Genomic DNA, 19,039 nt, shown 5'->3' on the forward strand with positions numbered 1-19,039 from the left:
CGTGCCGCGTCGCTGTAAAGGCCGCCGGTTCCGCGTCGATTACCCGCGTCGGGGCCGCCGGGGCGTCCTCCGGTGGGTCCCGTCGTGGCGCCAGGTGCTCGGTCTGGCGCTGTTCGGCCTGGCCGCGCTCGCCGCGCTGGTGGGGTACGTGTACTCCACGGTGCAGATCGCGGACGTCAACGCCGACGCGCGGGCCGAGGCCAATGTCTACTACTGGGCCGACGGCACCCAGATGGTGAGCGTCGGGCAGGTCAACCGGCAGAACGTCCCCCTGTCCGACATCCCGCCGTCCCTCCAGAACGCCGTGATCGCCACCGAGAACGCCACCTTCTACACCGACCCCGGCTTCTCGGTACGCGGGCTGGCCAGGGCCGTGGTGAACATGGCGCGCGGCCAGGAGGTCCAGAGCGGCTCCACCATCACGCAGCAGTACGTGAAGAACACGTACCTCACCCCTGACCAGACGCTGGAGCGCAAGCTGCGCGAACTGTGCCTGTCGGTCAAGCTGTCGAGGTCGCTGTCCAAGCAGGAGATCCTCCAGGGGTACCTCAACACGAGCTGGTTCGGACGCAACGCCTACGGGGTGCAGGCGGCGGCCGTGGCGTACTACGGCATGGACGCCAAGGACCTCGATCCCGCCCGCAGCGCGCTGCTGGCCGCGCTGCTCAAGGGCGGTGAGCTGTACGACCCCTCGCTGAGCGAGGCCCACCACCGCCGGGCCGTCGAGCGGTGGCGTTACGTCCTGGACCGGCAGGTGGAGCTCGGGTACATGTCCAAGCAGGAGCGGGCCAAGTACACCGTCTTCCCGGAGCCCCGGCCGGAGTCGGTGTCCACCAGCATGTCCGGACAGATCGGCTACCTGGTCGACGTGGCGAACAAGGACATCAAGAACCGCACCGGCCTGACGACCGAACAACTGGGGCGCGGCGGTTACCGCATCCGCACCACCTTCGACCGGCGGGAGGTGGAGCGGCTGCGCACGACGGTGGAGGAGGTACGCCAGGCGTCCCTCGACCCGGCGCGCCGGATCGCCGACCGGGAGGTGGAGATCGGCGCCGCGTCGATCCGCCCGGGCGACGGGGCGGTGCTGGCGCTGTACGGGGGGTCCGACGCGACCAGGCACTTCACCAACAACGCCGACACGGCCGGTGTGCCGGTGGGTTCGGCGTTCACGCCCTTCGTCCTCGCGGCGGCGCTCCAGCACGGGGCCGGTTCCGGCGGCTCCGGCGACGGTTCCGATGACGGTCTCGGCGACGGCGGCGCGCCGTTGGCCCTGCGTCAGGCGCTGGTCCGGGGGGACAGTGGTGTCTTCAGCCGGCTCGGTGAGGCGGTCGGGCTGGAGAAGGTGCGCGACCTCGCGGTCGGTTCGGGCCTGCTGCCGCTGAGCATGGCTCCGCTGGAGCCGTCGTTCTCCGCCGGCACGTCGACGCCGAGCGCGATCAGGATGGCCGGCGCGTACGCCACGTTCGCCGCCGACGGCCGGCGGACCGACCCGTACTCCGTCACCGCCGTCAGCCACCTGGGCACGCCCCTGGAGGGTCTGGAACGGCCCGCCGCCCGGCAGGCGGTGGACGCGGAGGTGGCCCGTGACGTCTCGGAGGCGCTGCGGGACGTGGCCGTGGACGCCATGGCCCCGGACGCCATCCGTACCCTCTCCCCGGTCGCCGCCGGGCGCACCGCGGACGGGGACCGGTTCCCCGCGTCCTGGTTCGTCGGCTACACCGGCGAGCTGTCCACCGCTGTCACGGTGTTCCGCAGCAGGCCCGGCGGGGACGGGCTGCTGCCCATGACCGGGGTGGGCGGGAGCACGTCCGACCGGGCCGATTTCCTGCCGCTGCGGGTGTGGTCGGCGTACATGACCGGCCCGCACGCGTCACGCGCGACCGAGTAGCGGATCGGCGGATCATCGCCTCAGACGGCGTCGGCCATGCGCCGTACCGCCTCGGTGAGCACCTCGGGCGAGGTGGCGAGGTTGAGGCGGGCGTGGCCGGCGCCGCCGGTCCCGAAGGGCGGGCCGTTGTGGAGCGCCACGCGGGCGCGCTTGACGAGGACGGCGGCCGGGTCGTCGCCGAGGCCGAGCGCCCGGAAGTCCAGCCAGGCCAGGTAGGTGCCCTCGCCGGGCACATGGCGCACGGCGGGCAGGTGCTTGGCCAGCAGGTCGGCCAGGAGCCGCCGGTTGTCGTCCAGCCCGTCCAGTACGGCGTCGAGCCAGTCCCCGCCGTCCCTGAGGGCGGCCGTGTGCGCGATGACGCCGAGGTGGCTGGGCCCGTGGCCGACCTCGGGCGGCATCGCCGCGAGGTCGTCGGCGGCGGCCGGTCCGGCGATCGCGAGCGCGGCCTTGAGACCGGCCAGGTTCCAGGCCTTCGAGGCGGACATCAGCGAGAAGCCGCTCTCGGCGCCCGGCACGCTCAGGTACGGCACGAACCGCGCGGTGCGGGAGACGACCGGGGCGTGGATCTCGTCGGCGACGACGCGTACGCCGTAGCGGGCGGCGAGCTCCGCCACGGCGGCCAGTTCGCGGGCGGTGTGGACGGTGCCGGTGGGATTGTGCGGGCTGCACATCAGGTACGCCGCGCGGCGCCCGCCCGCGGCGGCCTGCCGGAACGCCTCCTCCAGCGCGACGTGGTCGATCCGCGCCCGGGCGTCGAGCGGCGCCTCCACGACCCGGCGGTCCATGTGCTCCACGAACAGGTAGAACGGGTTGTAGACGGGGCAGTTGACCACGACCGCGTCGCCGGGGCCGGTGATCAGCTTGAGCACCTCGACGATGCCCAGCATCACGTCCGGCACGAGCCGGGTGCGGTCCACCGCGAGCCCGTCCCAGCCCCACCGCTCGCTCGCGAACGACGCCAGCGCCTCGGCGTAGCCCGTACCGGCGGGGTAACCGGTGTCGCCGATGGCGACGGCGTGGTTGAGCGCCCGTGCCACGGGCTCCGCCAGGGGAACGTCCATCTCGGCCACCCACAGGGGCAGCACGTCTTCGGGGTACTCGCGCCACTTGATACTGGTACGGCGGCGCAACTGCTCCAGGGAGAGCCGCCGCAGCGGGTTCGGGTCATCGGGTGAGCCGTGCGGTGTCTGCTCCATGTCCGGCGATTCTAGGCGGCGGAGGGCGATTCCAGGCGGCGCACGGCGATTCCGCCGGGTCACTCGTGCCGGTGGTCCGCTCCGTGCGGCGCCGCCGGCCGGCGCGGACTGCGGGAGGGTGGAGGGATGCGCCGGATCGTGCCCTTCGCTCTCGCCGTCCTCCTCGGTGCCACTGGATGCGTGTCCGTACCGCGCACGGTCCCCGCGCCCGAGCCCAGGCAGTGGGCGCCGGCGGGCGATCCGGCGCCCTCTCCCGTCCACTGGCCGCGTCCGCCCGAACCCCCGGCCCGTGAGGCGCTCGCGACGATCGGGCCGCTTCCGGGGCCGCGCCTCGGGCCGCCCCGCGCGCCGGTGCGGCAGGAGCGCCGTACCGACCGGCCGCCGGCACGCGAGCGTGCGGAGGCGGGCGCGCCCACTCGCCGCGCACCGGCGCCGGAGCGGCCGCGCCCACGGCCGCGACCGAAGCCGCCGGCCGTGCGTGTCCCGGCCGTGCCTCCGCCCTCGTACGGCATGGACGACGTGTGCCGTGCGTCGCAGGGGGTGACCGACCCCTCCCTCACCGCGCTGTGCCAGGAGATGTACGGGCGTTGAGTTCCTTCCGGCCCCTGCCGGTCAGCCCCCCGGCGGGCCCATCCCGCCCTTGAGGCGCTCGATGTCGGAGGGGCGCACCTGGATGACCAGCAGGGCGATGAGGGCCGCGACGGCGGTGAAGATCGCCGCCACGATGAACGCCGAGGAGACGCCGGACGTCAGGATGTGGTCGGCCCAGGGCGGCGGGAGCTCTCCGGTCTGCTGGAACCGCAGGCGCTCGGCCGGGTTGGCCTGGGAGAGGAAGGCGGGCACCTGCTTCTCCGCCTCGTTGGCGCTGGCCGTGCCGAACATCGTGACCAGGATGGACAGTCCGAGCGAGCCGCCGACCTGCTGGGTGGCGTTGAGGAGGCCGGACGCGGCGCCCGTCTCATGGGTGGGAACGTTGGACAGCGCCATGAGGGTGAGCGAGACGAACTCCATCCCCATGCCCAGGCCGAAGACGAGCATCGGCCCCAGCACGCTGCCGAGGTAGGTGGAGTGCACATCGGTCAGCGTCAGCCAGGCCAGGCCCGCCGCCGCGAGCAGCCCTCCGGTCACCATGAAGGGCTTGGGCCCGTACCGTGGCAGGAGTTGGGAGGCGAGGCCCGCGCCGACCGCGATGATGGCGCTGACCGGCAGGAACGCCAGGCCCGCTCGGAGCGGGCTGAAGTCCAGGACGTTCTGCACGAAGAGCGTCAGGAAGAAGAACATGCCGAACATCGCGGCGGCGAGGCTGAGCATGATCGCGTACGTGCCCGCGCGGTTGCGGTCCGCGAACATGTGCAGCGGCGTGATGGGCTGCCGGGAGCGCCGCTCCACGAGGACGAACACCGCGAGGATCACCACGGCGACGCCGAAGGACGCCACGGTGAGCGGGTCGCTCCAGCCGTCCTGGGCGGCCCGGATGAAGCCGTAGACCAGCAGGACCATGCCGAGGGTGGAGGTCAGCGCTCCGGTGACGTCGAAGTTGCCCGGGTGCCGCTCGGACTCCTTGATCCACTTCGGCGTTGCGAGGACGATGAGCAGGCCGATCGGCACGTTGACGAACAGCACCCAGCGCCAGTCGAGCCATTCGACGAGGATGCCGCCCGCGAGCAGCCCGATGGCGCTGCCGCCGGCGGAGACCGCCGCGAACACGCCGAACGCCCGGTTACGCTCCGGGCCTTCCTTGAACGTCGTGCTGATGAGAGCGAGGGACGTCGGGGAGGCGATGGCGCCGCCGACTCCCTGGAGGGCGCGGGCGGCGAGGAGTTGTCCGGAGTTCTGGGCGAGTCCGCCGAGCAGCGAGGCGAAGACGAACAGCAGCACGCCGAAGATGAACACCCTGCGGCGGCCGAGGATGTCGCCCGCGCGGCCGCCGAGCAGCAGCAGGCCGCCGAAGGTGAGCGTGTAGGCGTTGACCACCCAGGAGAGGTTCGTGGTCGAGAAGTGCAGCGAGCTCTGGATGTGCGGCAGAGCGATGTTCACGATGGTGATGTCGAGCACCACCATGAGCTGACAGGAGGCGATGACCAGGAGCGCCATCGCGTTTCCGCCGCCCCGTTCCGGGGTGGCGGCCTGCGGTACGGGGGCCGGCTGCGGTCTGGTCATGGAGCGCATCCCTCACCGGAGGGTCAGCGGACGGTTCCGGAGCGTCAGTAGACGGCTTCGTTCACTATTCGACCGTAAGGCCGGGGCGTGAGCCGGACCAGTCGATCACGTGTGCGGCGGGCGGCGGTCGGGGAGCGGTGCGAGGGCCATCGTGGAGGTGCCGGCCTGGTGGTTGGCGAGTGCGGCGCGTACGGCCGGCCAGGCGTCGGCGCCGCGGGCGAGCAGCAGCACGCGGGTACGCAGGCCGGGCCGGTGCAGCAGGGCGTTGCTGAACAGCCACGTCAGGTGGGTCAGCGGCCACCGGTCGGCGTGGTCCACGAGCAGGGCCAGGCCCCGGGCGCCGTCGGGCCGCAGGTCCTGGCTGCCCGGGGGCGGCAGGGCGGCACCGTGGCCGTGAACGGCGGTGACGGCCTTCCACCCGTCGGCGAGCGCCTCGTGGGCGAACCGGGCCGCAAGCCGTGTCCTGCCCGGCCCGTCCTCGCCGTGCAGCCACCGCACGGCGAGCCTCGGGCCCTCGTCGCGCCAGGTACGCAGCCCGGTGAAGTCGGCGGCGGCGCAATGGGTGTTGACCGGCGGCGGGCGCCAGTTCTCCAGGACGTACAGCGGCATGCCGTCGCCGAAGACGTGGATGGACGCGCCGATCACCCCGTACGCGAAGCCGCCCGCGGCCGTGACGTGCTGCTCCATGCGGTCTCCTGAGCTACTCCGTCGGCGTGCCCACGCGGATGCGGTTGCCGTCGGGGTCGCGCAGCTCGATCTCGCGCGCCCACGGCTGGTCCACCGGCCGCTCGCCGAACTCGGCGGCGAGGGCGTCGACATCGCGTACGCGGAGGTACACCAGCGTGTCGGGACGGGCGTCGCCCCGGTGTTCCGACAGGAACAACCGCACGCCGCCACGGGCGACTTCGACGAACGCGGGCAGGTCCGGGGCGAAGCGGTGTTCCCACTGCCGCGAGAAGCCGAGCCGCTCGTACCAGGCGACCGCCGCGCCGGCGTCGCCGACGTGCAGGATGGGAATGACGTCCTCTTCCGTGTCCATACGGGCCATCGTCGCAGAGGCGTGCCACCGGTGATTCCACCGAGGGCGGAACGCCATTGCCGGCCGGGCCGGCGCTCCTAGTCTGAGGGGGTGAACAACCACGTACCCAAAGAGCCCCTCTGGCGGCACATCGTCGGTGACGTCCTTCGCCGTGAGCGCCTCGCGCAGCAACGCACACTGAAGGATGTCGCCGACGCGGCCCGGATCTCGATGCCGTACCTGTCCGAACTGGAGCGCGGCCGCAAGGAGGCTTCATCCGAGGTCCTCGCGGCCGCCGCCCACGCGCTGGGGCTCGGCCTGGCCGATCTCCTCACCCTCGCCCAGGAGGGCCTCGCCGGTGTCGCCCGGCTCCCCCGGGCACGGTCGGCGACGAGCCGCGTAGCCGCACCGGCGGGCGACGGCTCCGCCGTCAGCGAGATCGGCATCCGGCGGGTCAGGGCAGCCGGGTCACCGCGGCCGGGCGCACGGGAGACGCAGCTCAGCCTGGCGGCCTAGCGGGGCGGGGCCGCTGCTCGCTCTCGGGCACCCGTGCCAGGTCGAGCAGGTGGTGCATCACGGGCACCGGGAGGGCGGGATTGCCGGCTGCCGCGGTCGCGACACGGAGGCCGGTTTCCGTCAGCAGGCGGCGCAGCACGCCGGCGGGCAGCCGGGGGTCACCGGCGGCGGCCCGCCTGACGCGCCCGTCGGGATCGTCGGTCAGCCGGACGAGGGCGGCGCGCGGCAGCCCGGGGTCGGCCAGGGCCTTGAGGCGGACCTCCGCGTCCGGGTGGCGGCTGAGGCGCTCGGACGCGGGGCCGTGGGCCGCCCGGTCGTGGGCCGCCCGGTCGTGGTCGGCCGACTCGTGGTCCGCCAAGTCGTGGTCGGCCGACTCGTGGTCCGCCAAGTCGTGGTCCGCCGGCGCATCGGCGGCGTCGCGGGGGGACGATCCCGCCCTCCGTGTCCGCAAGGCGCCGGAGGACGGTTCCGGGCGCCGCCGGATTGCCGGCCAGGCCCTCCAGCCAGGCTGTACGCCGGAGCTCCCACACGCGCCCCTTCAGCCGTTGCCATGCCTCCCAGCAGCGGTCCGCCTGCTCGGGCGTTTCGATGGCCGCCCTCGCGGCCCACGTGTCGTGCCACGCCGTCAGACCGTCCACGGCGATCAGCCAGACGTCGTACTCCTCGGTCGTCGCTCCCAGGAGGCGCTCGCCGTCGATGGAGAGCGTCATGAACTCGGCGTGTCCCGGCCGGTCGCAGAACACCCCGGCCAGGTCCCATCGGTCGGTCAGCCGGACCCGCACCCACTCACCCTCGACGGCCAGGAGGAACCGGCCGCCGTCGTCCACGACACCGCGCTCCACGGCGAGCCGGTGCCACGTCGCGTTGACCTCGCCGGGCAGACAGGGGTGGGCCGGCGGGAGGGCCACGGTCGGCTCCGCCTCGTAGGCGACCAGCGGCCGCCGGGCCACGTGGGGCGGCAACACGTACCCCGGCGCGCCATCGTCGACCACCTCCAGGGCGGCGCGGTGCGGCATCGTCGCCTCTTCCCCACCGCCGTCCACGTCAGGCCTCTCCGCCACCGCCCGCGAGGTCCAGTTCGCCGACGACCTGGTCGCCGCTGAGTTCGCCGGTGCGGCGGAAGCCGAGCTTGGCGTAGAAGCGTTCGGGGCCGTGGTCGCCCGGGACCCAGGTCACCGTCGCGCGGGTGCCGCCCCGGCGGCGGATCTCGTCGCACACGGACTGCACCGCGAAGCGGCCGTAGCCCGCGCCCTGGTGGCCGGCGGCGATGTTCAGGCGCCAGATCCCGTCGCGGTGGCGGTCGGCCGGGTCGTCGGGGTTGAACCGGACGCCGAAGAAGCCCATGACGAAGCCGACGAGTTCGTCGCCGTCGAAGATCAGCCGTGGCCAGGCGATGTCGGGATGTGCGTACGCCTCGGCGAGTGACCGTACGACCGGTGCGACGAGTCCTTCCTGGTCGGGGCGTATCTTCAGGTCGATGGCGGCGTCGACGTTGTCGGGGGTGATCTTTTCCAGGCGCGGCGAGGAAGGCATCCCCGCAGCCTACAAGTCGCCCTGGTCCAGGGGGCCTACGAGGGCCACGGTGTGCGCCCAGCCCGCCGCGAGGGAGTGGACGCGGCGCGCGGGGTGGCCGCCGGTCAGGTCCAGGGGCACGGGGCCGGACGTGGCCGGTGGGCGGTCGTCGGGGGTCAGGCCCCAGACGAGGCACTGTCGCGGTCCGCCCGGCCCCTGGGGGGCGACGACGGCCAGGTTGTGGCGGTAGCCGGCGGTCACGCGCTCCACGTGCCGTACGCCGGGGACGGCGACCGGCCCGGTGGGGTCGTGGTCGGGGCCGAGGCCCAGTTGCCCGCAGTGGTTGTTGCCCCACGCGCGCAGGGTGCCGTCCTCCAGCACGGCGAGGGTGTGGTGCCACCCGGCCCGGAGGGACGTCACGCCGTCGACCGCGCGGACGGGCACGGGCGTGGGGCGCTCCTCGTTGGTGCCGTCGCCGAGCTGGCACCAGTGGTTGGTGCCCCAGGCCCGTACCGTGCCGTCCCGCAGCAGGGCCACGCTGAAGTAGCCCCCGCCGGAGATGGCCGTGACGTCCCCGAGGTCGCGGACGGCCACCGGGGTGCGCCGTTCGTCCTTGCTGCCGTCGCCGAGCTGGCCCCGGTTGTTGGAGCCCCAGGTCCGGACGGTGCCGTCGTCCAGGAGCGCGAGGTTGTGGCCGCCGCCCGCCGCGATGGCGACGACGCCGTGCAGGCCGGGCACGGGGACCGGCACGTGGTGGTCGTGCCGGGTGCCGTCGCCGGTCTGGCCCCAGTCGTTGGCGCCCCAGGTCCGGACCGTGCCGTCCCGCAGCAGGGCGACGCTGTGGCCGCCGCCCGCCGCGAGAGCGGTGACACCGGTCAGTCCCCGCACCGCCACCGGCCGGTGGCGGTCCTCCCGGGTGCCGTCGCCGAGCTGCCCGTAGTGGTTGGCGCCCCACGCCAGGACGGTTCCGTGGCGGGTGAGCGCCAGCGTGTGGTGGGAGCCGGCCGCGACGGCGACGACGTCGTCCCCTGTGCCGCGGAGGGTCACCGGCGACGGGCGTTCGCCGCGTGTGCCGTCGCCGAGCTGACCGCAGTGGTTGGCGCCCCACGCCAGGACTGCGCGGCCGTCGGATCCGCCGGTCATACGGTGCTCCCTCCCGGGTCGCGGCCGTTCGTTCCGGGGCGCCGGAGCGGCGCCCTCCCGGTAGCCGTCCCCGTGCGGGCCCGGGCACGCGCGCGTGGGGCGGGGCGGATCACCCGCACGTGTGCGGGCATACGGAGGCAGGCCCCCTCCCCGGCCTCCCCGGCCTTCGGGCCTTCCGGGCCTTCCTGGCTTCCCGGCTCGAAGCCTCCCGGCGCCGTCCGGGCCGTCTCCGGGCGTGTCCTTAGACTGCCTGACGTGGAGCTTCGCCATCTGGAACATTTCATGGCCGTCGCCGAGGAGGGCAATGTCACCCGGGCGGCCGCGCGCCTGCACCTGGCGCAGTCGGGGCTGTCGGCGTCGGTGCGCGCCCTGGAGCGGGAGCTGGGCGCCGAGTTGTTCCTCCGTACGGCGCGTGGCGTGGAGCTGACCGAGGCGGGGCGTGCGCTGTTGCGGGAGGCCCGGCGCACGCTGGACAGCGCGGCGGCGGCACGGGAGGCGGTCGCGGCGGTGCGGGGCGTGGTGGGCGGCACGCTGCGGGTGGGGACCGAGCAGTGCATGGGTGCGGCGGACCCGTTCGGGACGCTGATGGGTTTCGGTGCGCGGCACCCTTCGGTGGAGGTGCGCGTCGAGCAGGCCGGGTCGGCGCTGCTCCTGGAGCGGCTGCGGCAGGGCCGCCTGGACGTCGCCTTCGTCGCCGGGCCCGCCGACACTTCGGGGCTGCGGCTGCGCGCGCTGGCGCGGGAGCCCATGGTGCTGCTGTGCGCGCCCGGGCACCGGCTGGCGCAGCGGCGGGAGCCGGGGCCGGTGGCGCTGGAGGAGCTGGCGGGCGAGGTGTTCGTGGACCTGCACCCGCACTGGGGCTCGCGGCAGGTCGCCGATGCCGCCTTCGCCGCCGCGGGGGTCCGGCGGGACATCGCCATGCAGCTCGACGATGTGCACAAGGTGCTGGACGTGGTGGGCGGCGGGGCCGCCGTGGCGTTCGTACCGCGCTCGGTGGCGGACAAGGAGCAGGCCCGTGGCCTGCGGTGGCTGGCCGTGGTGCCGGACGCCGAGTGGGCGGTGTCGGTGGCGTGGCCTGAGCACACCCGCCCCTCGGCGGCCGCGCGGGCGCTGCTGGCGTCGGTGCACGGGGGCGGCGATCCGCCCGGCTGATGGCTGCCATCGCCATCCGGTGTTGGACGGCGCCGTGGCCCGGCGCCGAGGCTGGAGCGGTGACTGTGACACGAACCCATCCCGCCATGCCGGCCCGTCGCATCGGACCCGTGGAGGTGAGCGCGATCGGCCTGGGCGCCATGCCGCTCTCCGTCCAGGGCCGCCCGGACGAGCGGCAGGCGATCACGACCCTGCACACGGCGCTGGACGCCGGCGTCACCCTGATCGACACGGCCGACGCCTACCACCTCGACGCCGGCGACCCCGGGCACAACGAGACGCTGATCGCCACCGCACTCGCGGCGTACGGGGGCGACACCTCGGACGTCCTGGTCGCCACCAAGGGCGGCCATACCCGCCCGGGCGGCTCCTGGGCTCTGGACGGGTCGCCGGAGCACCTGCGGCGGGCGGCCGAGGCGTCGCTGCGGCGGCTGGGGGTGGAGGCGATCGGGCTGTACCAGTACCACCGCCCGGACCCGGCCGTTCCGTACGCGGAGTCGATCGGCGCCCTCGGGGAGCTGTGCGACGCCGGGAAGGTACGGGCGGTGGGCATCTCCAACGCCGATCCTGAACAAATCCGGCTGGCCCAGGGCATCCTGGGCGAGCGGCTCGCCGCCGTGCAGAACCAGTTCTCGCCGTCCTTCCGCAGCAGCCTGCCGGAGCTGGAGCTGTGCGAGGAGCTGGGCTTGGCGTTCCTGCCGTGGAGTCCGCTCGGCGGCATGGGCGAGGCGGGCGCGCTGGGGTCGCGCCACCGCGCGTTCCACGAGGTGGCGGGCGAGCTGGGGGTGAGCCCGCAGCGGGTGTGCCTGGCGTGGATGCTCGCCCTGTCCCCCTGCGTCATCCCCATTCCGGGTGCCCGCCGCGCCGCGAACGTACGGGACTGTGCCATGGCCGCCGGGCTGAGGCTGTCGCCGGAGCAGTTGGCCCGCCTGAACACCACGGGGTGAAACGCCCGGCCGGATGCCCGGGACCGGAAGCCACGGCCGCCGGGTGCCCGGGACCGAAAGCCACGGCCGTCACCGGGCGGTGAGCAGGACCCACACCTGGCCGGGGGCGAAGCGGAGGGGCTGCCCGGCGGGGGTGGTGAAGGTGGTGCCGCCGTCAGCCGTGGTCCGGGTCCACCGTGCGTCGTGGCTCCTGCCGTCGCGCAGCACGAGCGCGGTGCCGGATCCCACGGTCTTGGTGTACGGGGTGACGTTGCCGCCCCGGTCCTTGAACCGGGAGGGCTGGACGTCGGTCTTCTGCACGACCACCGTCCGGGCGGCCGCCTGCCCGCCGTCCGTGGTGCGGGCGGGCGCGCCGTCCATGGCGACGAGCCACCGCTTGGTGGTGTCCGACCAGGTGAAGGTGTACCGGGCCGCCGGGTAGCGCACGGTGTGCTCGTTCACCTGCCTGCCGCCCGCGGGCGCGGCGCCGAACCGGAAGCCGATGTCCTTGGCCTTGTCGGCCTTCGGAGCGGCCGCCAGGGCGCGTTCGGGGCGGAGGTAGAGGTTGTACGGGGCCGGGCGGTCGTCGCTGCGGAAGTACGCCCGGGGCGCCTGGCCCGGCGTCAGGGCGAACAGCGGGGCGGCGTTGATCAGGGGCCGGAGCGCGGACTGTTCGCCGGAGTAGGCGAGGGCGGGGCGGCCGAACTGCCGCAGCAGCTCCAGGTCCGATTCGCGTGCGCTGCGCACCGGACCCACGGTTCGCGGCAGCTTCGACGAGTAGACCGCGAGGATGCGGCTCTGCCCGGCCTCGACCTGCTCGACGTAGACGATGTCAGCCGCGCCGATGCCGGTGTGCGGGCGTGCCGGGCGGACGTTGTCGATCTTGACGGCGAGCACCGGGGCGGGCTTGGCCGCCAGTCCCGTGAACGGCGACACACCGGGCCGGGTGGGGCTGGGCGACGCGGGCGGGGCGGAACTGCTCGGCGGCGGCTGGGGCGTGGGCCGGGGTTCGGGCTCGGATCGGGAGCATCCGAAAAGGCCGGCGGTCATGGCCGCGGAGACCACCACGGCGACGGCTGCGCCGACCGGTAGCGGATTGCGCTTCGCACCCATCGGTCCTGCTCCTGCCTGCCTCAAGTGGACCACGAAAAGCAGTGCCGGAACAGGCCCCGGGCCAGGTCACTTCAGGGCAGGACCCCGATGCTCCAGAGGTGGTACGCGACGACGCCGGCGACGCACAGCAGGACGATCCAGGAGCCGAGCCCGGTGTGTCTCCCGCTGCTCCCGGACCCGCGCGGCTTCCCGGGGCGCCGGGTCTTCCCCGCACGCCCGGCTCTCCCGGGGCGCCCGGTCTTCCCCGGACGCCCGGCCTTCTCAGGGCGCCGGGATCGTGCCCCGGCCGCCTTCCGCCCCGGGCCGCCGGGAGCGCCGGACCCGGCGGACCCGGCGGCTTCGGCGGCCGTCTCCGCGAGCAGGCGCCGGCAGGCGGCGGCCAGCTCCGCCGTCCCGGCGGACAGCGGCATGACGGCTTCCGAGCGGGCCGGGGCGGTCGTCCCGCCGTCGAGGATGCGCCCCGCCCGGAGGAGTATCTCGTCCCTGCCTCCGGCGGGCGCGAGGCTGATCCAGCGCTTGACGTGCTCGCCACGGATGACCACACCCCCGGAACGCTCGCGGTAGACGGTGTGCTCCCGCCACAGCACGCCCGCCAACTCGCTTGCGGCCTCCCGTAGTTGCGCACTCACGCGCCGCCCCCTCCTCCACGTGCCAATAGATCGAGCACCGCACTCTAACGTCAGGTACACACCAAGCCGACGCCGGGTGCCACCGCCCCGTCCTCCGTCGCACACTGGCGTGATGACACATGCCGACGACCGAACGAGTCCGGGTGGTGTGCTGCACGCGGCGTACGGCGCCTTCATGGCCGCCGTCCGGGAGATCGACGACGAGCGGTCATGGGCGCCGACGGGCTGCACCGGCTGGGCCGCGCGCGATCTGGTCTTCCACTGCCTGACCGACGCCCAACGCGCCCTCAACGCCCTGCACACCCCCACGGACGACCCGCCCGACCGTGACGCGGTGAGCTACTGGGCCGACTGGCGCCGGCAGGACGCGGCGGGCAGGGAGCGGGCGGCGCAGGGCCGCCGGTTCGCGCGTACCGTCGCCGGGATGTTCCTGTACTTCGGGCACCTGCGCGAGCTGTACCTGGAGACGGCGGCGGCCACGCTGCACGCCGCCGGCCAGGTCGACCCGCACCGGCCCGTGGTCACGCAGGGGCACGTCCTGAGCGCGGGCGACCTGCTGCGTACGCTCGCGGTGGAGGCGACGGTCCACCACCTCGACCTGGGCGTCTCCCTGACGGATCTGCCCGGCCCGTCCTCCGGCGGGCTCGCCGAGGTCCGCCGCACGCTGGACGGGCTGCTGGGCCGCCCGTCCCGGTGCCATGGGACGACGCGCACTACGCCCGCGCGGCCACCGGCCGGGCCGCGCTCACCGCCGCCGAACGCGCCGCTCTCGGACCGGACGCGGCCCGCTTCCCCCTCTTCGGGTGACCCCTCCCGTCACACGTCGTGCCCCTGGGCGGCGAGCCAGCGGTGGACGGCGGTCTTGTCGGCGACGCTGATGCGCACCGGCACGTCCGGCGGAGGCCCCTCGTCCGCGTTGAAGGCCGTGTCGGTGACCCGGGCCGTCACCCAGTCGGCCAGCTCCCGGGCGGCCTCGGCGGACAGGCTCCGCCGCCGCCAGCCCTCCCGCGCCTCCTCGGCGGCCCGCGCGTCGTGCCGGGCCGCCTCCTCCAGCCATGCCGGTACGAGCCGTTCGACGACCCGCTCGTCCGCTGCGGAATGGTTCATGCACCCATGTGTGACCGTTCGCACCCCGGTGTCATCCCTCGTTGCGGCAGAAGGGTGAACTCACCGTCCCCCGGCCGTGCGGGCGTTACGCGACGGGGGGCCGTCTGTTACGCAAAGGGACCCGGGGGACCCGGGTGTCTCGACGATGAAGGACGAACATGATCAAGAAGGTGCTGGCCACGGCCGGCGTTGCCGCTGCCGTCATCGGTGTGTCCGCGCCCATGGCCGCGGCCAACGGCGACCGCGGCGTCGACACGCAGAACGGCAACTTCTCCAAGCAGATCTACGGCAACACCAAGACCGGCGGCCACATGAGCCCGCAGATCGGCCTCGTTCAGGGGTCGCTGAACAAGCTGTGCGTCGGCCTGCCGGTCCAGGGCGACGTCCAGAACATCCTGCTGATCAACATCGGCGTCCAGGACATCCTGAACGACACGCAGAACCAGCAGTGCGCCGAGAACTCCACGGCGGTCAAGGGCGACAGCGCCCTGTCGCACATCCTCGAGGACGTCATCTCCGAGAACCTCTCGGCATCCGTCCGGGACTGATGCGAGCCGGCCGGTCCGCACGGCGCGTCGCCGCGCGGGCCGGCCCGGTCGGGCGGTCAGGCCTGGTCGCCCGGCAGGGAGAGGGTCGCCCAGACGGTCTTGCCCCGCAGGGGCGCCCGCTCCCAGGACCACGATTCGCTGAGGGCGCCGACGAGGGCGAGGCCCCGGCCGCTTCCCTCGGCGTCGTCGGCGTCACGCGGCCGCGGGGGGACGGAGCTGGGGTCGGAGACGGCGCACACCACGGCGCCGGGGTACCTGAACAGGCCCAGCCAGACCGGGTGTTCCAGGGGCGGGGAAGACGGGACCAGCGCGTGCCGGACGGCGTTGGTCACGAGTTCACTGACGACCAGCGTCATGTCCGGCACCAGCGACGGCAGTGACCACGAGGCCAGCGTGGCCCTGACGAACCGGCGCGCCTGCCCGGCACTTCGCGGACACCCGCCGAGCCCGCACGCGGCGAAGGCGCCGAGACCCTCGTCGTCCGGCAGACCGGACGGTGCGGTGGCCCGTCCGGCATCCGTGCGCGGTAAGGCCGACATGTGAGCCGTCACTGGGCAAGCCCCCCTGCTGGCTTCGGTGTTCGACGCTTCGGCAGCCGATGTGGAACGAGTATCGTCGTCCGCGTCCCCCGAATGCAATTGCATCTGGGATTGCGGTCAAGGATGGCCGGGAACACCTGAACGAAACACGAGGGGCTGGTGGGTGTGGAGTACATCAACGGTATGGGAGCCGGAGCCCTGAGCTCGGTCACGTGGACGAAGAGCAGTCACAGCAACGCCACGGGCAACTGCGTCGAGCTGGCCGCGCTTCCCGGTGGCCGGGTCGCCGTCCGCAACTCCCGTGATCCGCAGGGGCCCGCGCTGATCTACACCCGTGAGGAGATCGCGGCCTTCGTCGCCGGCGCCCGGGACGGCGACTTCGACTCCGTACTGGACTGAATCGGCCACCGGAGCGACCCGCTCTCTGGAGCGTCCCGCCCGTGCTGGATACTGTCGTGTCCTCACAGAGCAGGAGCGCCCCGATGACCGCAACGGAACGGAGCCCGTCGTTGTTCGTCCGGCCCCTGGGGGCGGTCGAGAACAACCCGACCGCCCTGAAGCTGATCCTGGGCGGCAAGCTGCGCGAACTCCGGGTGAGTGCCGGGCTCGATCCGGCCGACGTCGACGCCCGCCTCGGCTTCTCCCGGTCGAAGACCAGCCGGCTCGAACTGGGCCGGCACGGCTGCAAACCGGCCGATGCCCAGGCGCTGTTGCGGTTGTACGGAGTGGAGGACGAGGAACTGATCGCGGAGTTCCAGCGGCTGGTCGCCCAGTCCCGCCGGCCCGACTGGTGGCGCTCCTTCAGCGACGTCCTGTCGGACTTCTTCACCCCGCTGGTCGCCCTGGAGGGGGCGGCCGCGATCATCCGCACCTACGAACCGTTCTACGTGCCGGGCCTGTTGCAGACACCGGCCTACGCGCGTGCGGTGATCGAGTCCGGGCCCGCCCGGCTCCTGCCCCACGACGTCCGGCGCCGGGTGGAGCTGCGCCAGCAGCGACAGCGCCAGCTCGACCTGCCGGACGCGCCCCGCCTGTGGGCGGTGATCGACGAGTCGGTGCTGATGCGCACGGTCGGCGGGCCACGGGTGATGCGGGAGCAGTTGGAGCACCTCGCCGAGATGGTGGGACGGTCCCATGTCACCGTGCAGGTCGCGACGTTGGACATCACGGCGTCGGTGGGTGTGGGCACCGGCGTGACGTACCTGCGTTTCGCGCTCGGCGACCTCAAGGACGCCGTCTACATCGAGCACCTGACGGACAGCACCTTCAGCCAGAAGCCACAGACCGTCGAGCAGTACCGCGACATGCTCGACCGGCTGGGGGCGTGCGCCCTCACGCCGAAGGAGTCGCTCGCGCTGCTGCACGAGCGACTCCGGCGCTACTGACGGCCCTGGCCGGGTGAGGCGGCCGGATCCCGCACTGACCGCCGTGCGGCGGCCGGTCCGGTACCGGCCGCGTACGGCGGCCGGGGTCACACGATCCGGCCGACGCCGCCCCATTCGACCCATTCGTCGGTCTGCTGGACGGGGGCGAGGTCGTTGTCGGGCCGCCAGGTCGACACTTCCACCAGGCCCGGTTCGAGGATCTCCAGCCCGGTGAGGAACTCGGTCACCTCGTGCTCCTCGCGCACCCGCCCCCAGTGCCCCCCGGTGGCCTCCGCCATGAAGTCGGTCACGAAGGCCCGGATCTCCGGGCGGTCGCTGACGAGCTGGCACACCACGAGGAAGCTTCCGGGTACGAGGCGTTCGGCGACCCGCCGGACCAGCGCGGCCGGGTCGTCCTCGTCCGGGATGCAGTGCAGGACCGACACGAACAGGGCCGCGACGGGACGGCTGAAGTCGATCAGCCTCCTGGTCTCCTCATGGCCGAAGATGCCCTCGGTGTCCCGCATGTCCGCCTGGATGACCGCGGTCCGGTCGTTCTCGTCGAGCAGGGCGCGGCCGTGCGCCAGCACGATGGGGTCGTTGTCGACGTACACGACCCTGGAGTCGGGGTCGACGGCCTGGGCGACCTGGTGGACGTTGTCCTGGGTGGGCAGGCCCGAGCCGTGGTCGATGAATTGGCGGATTCCGTACTCCGTGGCCAGCACGCGCACGACGCGCCGCAGGAAGTGCCGGTTGTTCACCGCCAGCGCCTTGCTGCTGGGCACCTGCTTCAGCAGGTGTTCGCACGCCTCGCGGTCGGACGCGTAGTTGTCGCTGCCCCCCAGGAGGTAGTCGTACATGCGCGCCACGCTGGGCACGGTCGTGTCGATGGCGTCAGGGGTCCACAACTCGCGTGCCATCCAGTCCTCATCCGCTTCGGTGCCGTCAGGTCGGTCGTACGAGAGGCACATGCTAGGGAGAGCCGGGGCGGCGGTGACGCGAATGGCCGTACCCGCCCGGCGCAGCGGACTGTTTCGGCCATCGTGTCAGTGCATGACACCTTCGGTGGTGTCGTGCCACTGTTCGAGCCGGCGTTGCAGTACCTGGAGCGCCCCGCGCCGGCGGCCGGGTACGCGGCGGCGCAGGGCGACCAGCGCCGGGCCCAGGGCGCGGGCGGCCTCCGGGTCGCGCAGTTGCTCCCACTGGTGGTGGGCGCGGTCGACGGCGCCCTCGACGTCGGGGTCGTCCCGGGTCTGCTGCCGCGCCAGTCTGGCCTCGGCGGCCACCATCCACAGCCGGCAGCTCGCGGCCGGGTCCCCGGCGAGGCGGGCCAGGTCGGCGCGCACCTCCAGCCAGTGGATCGCCTCGGGCGAGCCGGAGCCGTACGTCCGGTGCGCGTGCTGCTCCCAGGCCGCGGCGGCGGCCGCCGCCTCACCGTGGCGGCCGGAGGTGGCGGCGGCGAGGATCGACGGCAGCGGATCGGCGTCGGGCGCCGGGCGGGCGGAGGGAACGGCGGGTGCGGGTGACGGCACCGGGGCGGGCGCCGGCGTGGGCGTGGGCGGGAAGTCGGCGGCGTACAGCAGTGCGCCCTGGGCGACGCCGGTCTGTGCGAGGACCTGTTCGTGCAGGGCCGGGAGCGGTGGGCGTGCTCCGCTGCGCCAGACGGCGGCGCAGGCCTTGAGGTAGTCGGGGCTGGCGATCGTACGGCGCCCGGGCGGCGGGACGAGGCGGCCGTAGACGCGTACTCCGTGGCAGAGCGCCAGGAGACCCCGGTCGGTGGTGAGCCGCTGCCAGGTGGGGTCGTCGGCGACCAGGTCGACGACGACCGTGGTGGTGCCCGGGCGGCGGAGTTTCAGCTCCCCGGCGATCCAGTGCCAGGGCAGCGCGGTGTAGCGGAGGGTGGCGGGTGACGTGCGTGCCAGCGCGAGGTGCGGCAGGCGCTGGCGGTGGTCGAGGTGGAGCTGCCCGGCGATGTAGAGCGAGAGGGGGCCGGGCGTGGCGACGGCGGCCCGGAGCCGGGTGAGCACGGCCTGCGGGTCGAGCGGGTCCGCCAGCTCGACCAGTGTCGCGGCCGCCGTGCCGGTCAGCGCGCCCGGGGGTACAGCGGCGAGCGCCGGAAGCACCCCCACCGCGTCGACCAGCCGTCCCTTGCCGACGGGGGCGGCCGCCAGCAGCAGCGCCGTCCCGGCCGGTTCCTCCCTGTCGATCTCCACACCAGCACCGTA

General features: G+C 73.7%; 21 protein-coding genes. 9 read left to right on the forward strand and 12 right to left on the reverse strand.

All coding sequences use genetic code 11. From position 1 onward, the window contains the following. Nucleotides 1-94 precede the first annotated feature (94 nt). Nucleotides 95-1,891, forward strand: coding sequence for a transglycosylase domain-containing protein (locus AB0J57_RS00660; protein ID WP_366125719.1), 1,797 nt, complete (start codon nucleotides 95-97; stop codon nucleotides 1,889-1,891). 20 nt (nucleotides 1,892-1,911) lie between these two features. Here the strand turns inward: AB0J57_RS00660 and AB0J57_RS00665 are convergent, their stop codons facing one another. Continuing rightward, nucleotides 1,912-3,087, reverse strand: coding sequence for an aminotransferase class I/II-fold pyridoxal phosphate-dependent enzyme (locus AB0J57_RS00665; RefSeq protein WP_366125720.1), 1,176 nt, complete (start codon nucleotides 3,085-3,087; stop codon nucleotides 1,912-1,914). 138 nt (nucleotides 3,088-3,225) lie between these two features. Here AB0J57_RS00665 and AB0J57_RS00670 point away from each other — a divergent pair, with 138 nt between their 5' ends. Then, a complete protein-coding gene (locus AB0J57_RS00670) occupies nucleotides 3,226-3,678 on the forward strand; it encodes a hypothetical protein (protein ID WP_366125721.1) in 453 nt (150 codons plus the stop codon). A gap of 21 nt (nucleotides 3,679-3,699) precedes the next feature. Here the strand turns inward: AB0J57_RS00670 and AB0J57_RS00675 are convergent, their stop codons facing one another. From AB0J57_RS00675 to AB0J57_RS00685, 3 genes are all read right to left on the reverse strand, one after another. Then, nucleotides 3,700-5,181, reverse strand: coding sequence for an MFS transporter (locus AB0J57_RS00675; protein ID WP_366126426.1), 1,482 nt, complete (start codon nucleotides 5,179-5,181; stop codon nucleotides 3,700-3,702). A gap of 171 nt (nucleotides 5,182-5,352) precedes the next feature. After that, the gene (locus AB0J57_RS00680) at nucleotides 5,353-5,934 is read right to left on the reverse strand and encodes a hypothetical protein (RefSeq protein WP_366125722.1); all 582 of its coding nucleotides are present in this window, start codon (nucleotides 5,932-5,934) and stop codon (nucleotides 5,353-5,355) included. A 13-nt stretch (nucleotides 5,935-5,947) separates the two neighbouring features. Further along, nucleotides 5,948-6,286 (reverse strand): glyoxalase superfamily protein, encoded by a 339-nt coding sequence (locus tag AB0J57_RS00685; RefSeq protein WP_366125723.1) that lies wholly within the window; start codon nucleotides 6,284-6,286, stop codon nucleotides 5,948-5,950. Between the two features lie 90 nt (nucleotides 6,287-6,376). Between AB0J57_RS00685 and AB0J57_RS00690 the strand changes: the two genes are divergently transcribed. Next, nucleotides 6,377-6,781 (forward strand): helix-turn-helix transcriptional regulator, encoded by a 405-nt coding sequence (locus AB0J57_RS00690; protein WP_366125724.1) that lies wholly within the window; start codon nucleotides 6,377-6,379, stop codon nucleotides 6,779-6,781. Here AB0J57_RS00690 and AB0J57_RS00695 read toward each other — a convergent pair. The 3 genes from AB0J57_RS00695 to AB0J57_RS00705 all read right to left on the reverse strand — a co-directional run bounded on the left by AB0J57_RS00695 (nucleotide 6,765) and on the right by AB0J57_RS00705 (nucleotide 9,436). Next, a complete protein-coding gene (locus AB0J57_RS00695; protein ID WP_366125725.1) occupies nucleotides 6,765-7,169 on the reverse strand; it encodes a hypothetical protein in 405 nt (134 codons plus the stop codon). The two genes, AB0J57_RS00690 and AB0J57_RS00695, sit on opposite strands and share 17 nt — an antisense overlap. Nucleotides 7,170-7,825: 656 nt before the next feature. Then, entirely contained in the window at nucleotides 7,826-8,314 is a 489-nt protein-coding gene (locus AB0J57_RS00700; RefSeq protein ID WP_366125726.1) for a GNAT family N-acetyltransferase, read from the reverse strand. A 9-nt stretch (nucleotides 8,315-8,323) separates the two neighbouring features. Then, nucleotides 8,324-9,436 (reverse strand): hypothetical protein, encoded by a 1,113-nt coding sequence (locus AB0J57_RS00705; RefSeq protein ID WP_366125727.1) that lies wholly within the window; start codon nucleotides 9,434-9,436, stop codon nucleotides 8,324-8,326. 255 nt (nucleotides 9,437-9,691) lie between these two features. Between AB0J57_RS00705 and AB0J57_RS00710 the strand changes: the two genes are divergently transcribed. After that, nucleotides 9,692-10,588 carry a LysR family transcriptional regulator gene (locus AB0J57_RS00710; RefSeq protein WP_366125728.1) on the forward strand — a complete coding sequence of 299 codons (897 nt, stop codon included), beginning with the start codon at nucleotides 9,692-9,694 and terminating at the stop codon, nucleotides 10,586-10,588. A gap of 86 nt (nucleotides 10,589-10,674) precedes the next feature. Then, nucleotides 10,675-11,535 (forward strand): aldo/keto reductase, encoded by an 861-nt coding sequence (locus AB0J57_RS00715; RefSeq protein WP_366126427.1) that lies wholly within the window; start codon nucleotides 10,675-10,677, stop codon nucleotides 11,533-11,535. Between the two features lie 69 nt (nucleotides 11,536-11,604). Here AB0J57_RS00715 and AB0J57_RS00720 read toward each other — a convergent pair whose 3' ends face one another. Together AB0J57_RS00720 and AB0J57_RS00725 are read right to left on the reverse strand one after the other, a co-directional pair. Beyond that, a complete protein-coding gene (locus AB0J57_RS00720; RefSeq protein ID WP_366126428.1) occupies nucleotides 11,605-12,564 on the reverse strand; it encodes a DUF3048 domain-containing protein in 960 nt (319 codons plus the stop codon). 134 nt (nucleotides 12,565-12,698) lie between these two features. Continuing rightward, nucleotides 12,699-13,256 (reverse strand): hypothetical protein, encoded by a 558-nt coding sequence (locus tag AB0J57_RS00725; RefSeq protein ID WP_366125729.1) that lies wholly within the window; start codon nucleotides 13,254-13,256, stop codon nucleotides 12,699-12,701. Between the two features lie 112 nt (nucleotides 13,257-13,368). Here AB0J57_RS00725 and AB0J57_RS00730 point away from each other — a divergent pair, with 112 nt between their 5' ends. Then, on the forward strand, nucleotides 13,369-14,421 hold the full coding sequence (locus AB0J57_RS00730; protein ID WP_366125730.1) for a maleylpyruvate isomerase N-terminal domain-containing protein: 1,053 nt from the start codon (nucleotides 13,369-13,371) through the stop codon (nucleotides 14,419-14,421). A gap of 100 nt (nucleotides 14,422-14,521) precedes the next feature. Continuing rightward, nucleotides 14,522-14,911 (forward strand): rodlin, encoded by a 390-nt coding sequence (locus AB0J57_RS00735; RefSeq protein WP_366125731.1) that lies wholly within the window; start codon nucleotides 14,522-14,524, stop codon nucleotides 14,909-14,911. A gap of 56 nt (nucleotides 14,912-14,967) precedes the next feature. On the opposite strand, the gene AB0J57_RS00740 is transcribed toward AB0J57_RS00735, so the two are convergent. Then, the gene (locus AB0J57_RS00740) at nucleotides 14,968-15,450 is read right to left on the reverse strand and encodes an ATP-binding protein (protein WP_366125732.1); all 483 of its coding nucleotides are present in this window, start codon (nucleotides 15,448-15,450) and stop codon (nucleotides 14,968-14,970) included. Nucleotides 15,451-15,633: 183 nt separating this feature from the next. Between AB0J57_RS00740 and AB0J57_RS00745 the strand changes: the two genes are divergently transcribed. Both AB0J57_RS00745 and AB0J57_RS00750 read left to right on the forward strand, forming a co-directional pair. After that, entirely contained in the window at nucleotides 15,634-15,849 is a 216-nt protein-coding gene (locus AB0J57_RS00745) for a DUF397 domain-containing protein (protein WP_366125733.1), read from the forward strand. Between the two features lie 83 nt (nucleotides 15,850-15,932). Next, nucleotides 15,933-16,835 carry a helix-turn-helix transcriptional regulator gene (locus tag AB0J57_RS00750; RefSeq protein ID WP_366125734.1) on the forward strand — a complete coding sequence of 301 codons (903 nt, stop codon included), beginning with the start codon at nucleotides 15,933-15,935 and terminating at the stop codon, nucleotides 16,833-16,835. An 86-nt stretch (nucleotides 16,836-16,921) separates the two neighbouring features. Here the strand turns inward: AB0J57_RS00750 and AB0J57_RS00755 are convergent, their stop codons facing one another. Both AB0J57_RS00755 and AB0J57_RS00760 read right to left on the reverse strand, forming a co-directional pair. Then, the gene (locus AB0J57_RS00755; protein ID WP_366125735.1) at nucleotides 16,922-17,734 is read right to left on the reverse strand and encodes an SAM-dependent methyltransferase; all 813 of its coding nucleotides are present in this window, start codon (nucleotides 17,732-17,734) and stop codon (nucleotides 16,922-16,924) included. A 126-nt stretch (nucleotides 17,735-17,860) separates the two neighbouring features. Beyond that, on the reverse strand, nucleotides 17,861-19,027 hold the full coding sequence (locus AB0J57_RS00760; RefSeq protein ID WP_366125736.1) for a hypothetical protein: 1,167 nt from the start codon (nucleotides 19,025-19,027) through the stop codon (nucleotides 17,861-17,863). Nucleotides 19,028-19,039: the final 12 nt, after the last annotated feature.

Origin of the sequence: Streptomyces sp. NPDC049837 (genome assembly GCF_040674455.1) — a bacterium.
GTDB lineage: Bacteria > Actinomycetota > Actinomycetes > Streptomycetales > Streptomycetaceae > Streptomyces.

Excerpts from the sequence above, each read along its gene's own strand:
- AB0J57_RS00730 (WP_366125730.1), top strand. The coding sequence starts at position 13,369 with ATGACACATGCCGACGACCGAACGAGTCCGGGTGGTGTGCTGCACGCG.
- AB0J57_RS00675 (WP_366126426.1), bottom strand. The coding sequence starts at position 5,181 with ATGGCGCTCCTGGTCATCGCCTCCTGTCAGCTCATGGTGGTGCTCGAC.
- AB0J57_RS00750 (WP_366125734.1), top strand. The coding sequence starts at position 15,933 with ATGACCGCAACGGAACGGAGCCCGTCGTTGTTCGTCCGGCCCCTGGGG.
- AB0J57_RS00685 (WP_366125723.1), bottom strand. The coding sequence starts at position 6,286 with ATGGACACGGAAGAGGACGTCATTCCCATCCTGCACGTCGGCGACGCC.
- AB0J57_RS00735 (WP_366125731.1), top strand. The coding sequence starts at position 14,522 with ATGATCAAGAAGGTGCTGGCCACGGCCGGCGTTGCCGCTGCCGTCATC.
- AB0J57_RS00715 (WP_366126427.1), top strand. The coding sequence starts at position 10,675 with ATGCCGGCCCGTCGCATCGGACCCGTGGAGGTGAGCGCGATCGGCCTG.
- AB0J57_RS00700 (WP_366125726.1), bottom strand. The coding sequence starts at position 8,314 with ATGCCTTCCTCGCCGCGCCTGGAAAAGATCACCCCCGACAACGTCGAC.
- AB0J57_RS00755 (WP_366125735.1), bottom strand. The coding sequence starts at position 17,734 with ATGGCACGCGAGTTGTGGACCCCTGACGCCATCGACACGACCGTGCCC.
- AB0J57_RS00705 (WP_366125727.1), bottom strand. The coding sequence starts at position 9,436 with ATGACCGGCGGATCCGACGGCCGCGCAGTCCTGGCGTGGGGCGCCAAC.
- AB0J57_RS00680 (WP_366125722.1), bottom strand. The coding sequence starts at position 5,934 with ATGGAGCAGCACGTCACGGCCGCGGGCGGCTTCGCGTACGGGGTGATC.
- AB0J57_RS00745 (WP_366125733.1), top strand. The coding sequence starts at position 15,634 with ATGGGAGCCGGAGCCCTGAGCTCGGTCACGTGGACGAAGAGCAGTCAC.
- AB0J57_RS00720 (WP_366126428.1), bottom strand. The coding sequence starts at position 12,564 with ATGACCGCCGGCCTTTTCGGATGCTCCCGATCCGAGCCCGAACCCCGG.
- AB0J57_RS00740 (WP_366125732.1), bottom strand. The coding sequence starts at position 15,450 with ATGTCGGCCTTACCGCGCACGGATGCCGGACGGGCCACCGCACCGTCC.
- AB0J57_RS00665 (WP_366125720.1), bottom strand. The coding sequence starts at position 3,087 with ATGGAGCAGACACCGCACGGCTCACCCGATGACCCGAACCCGCTGCGG.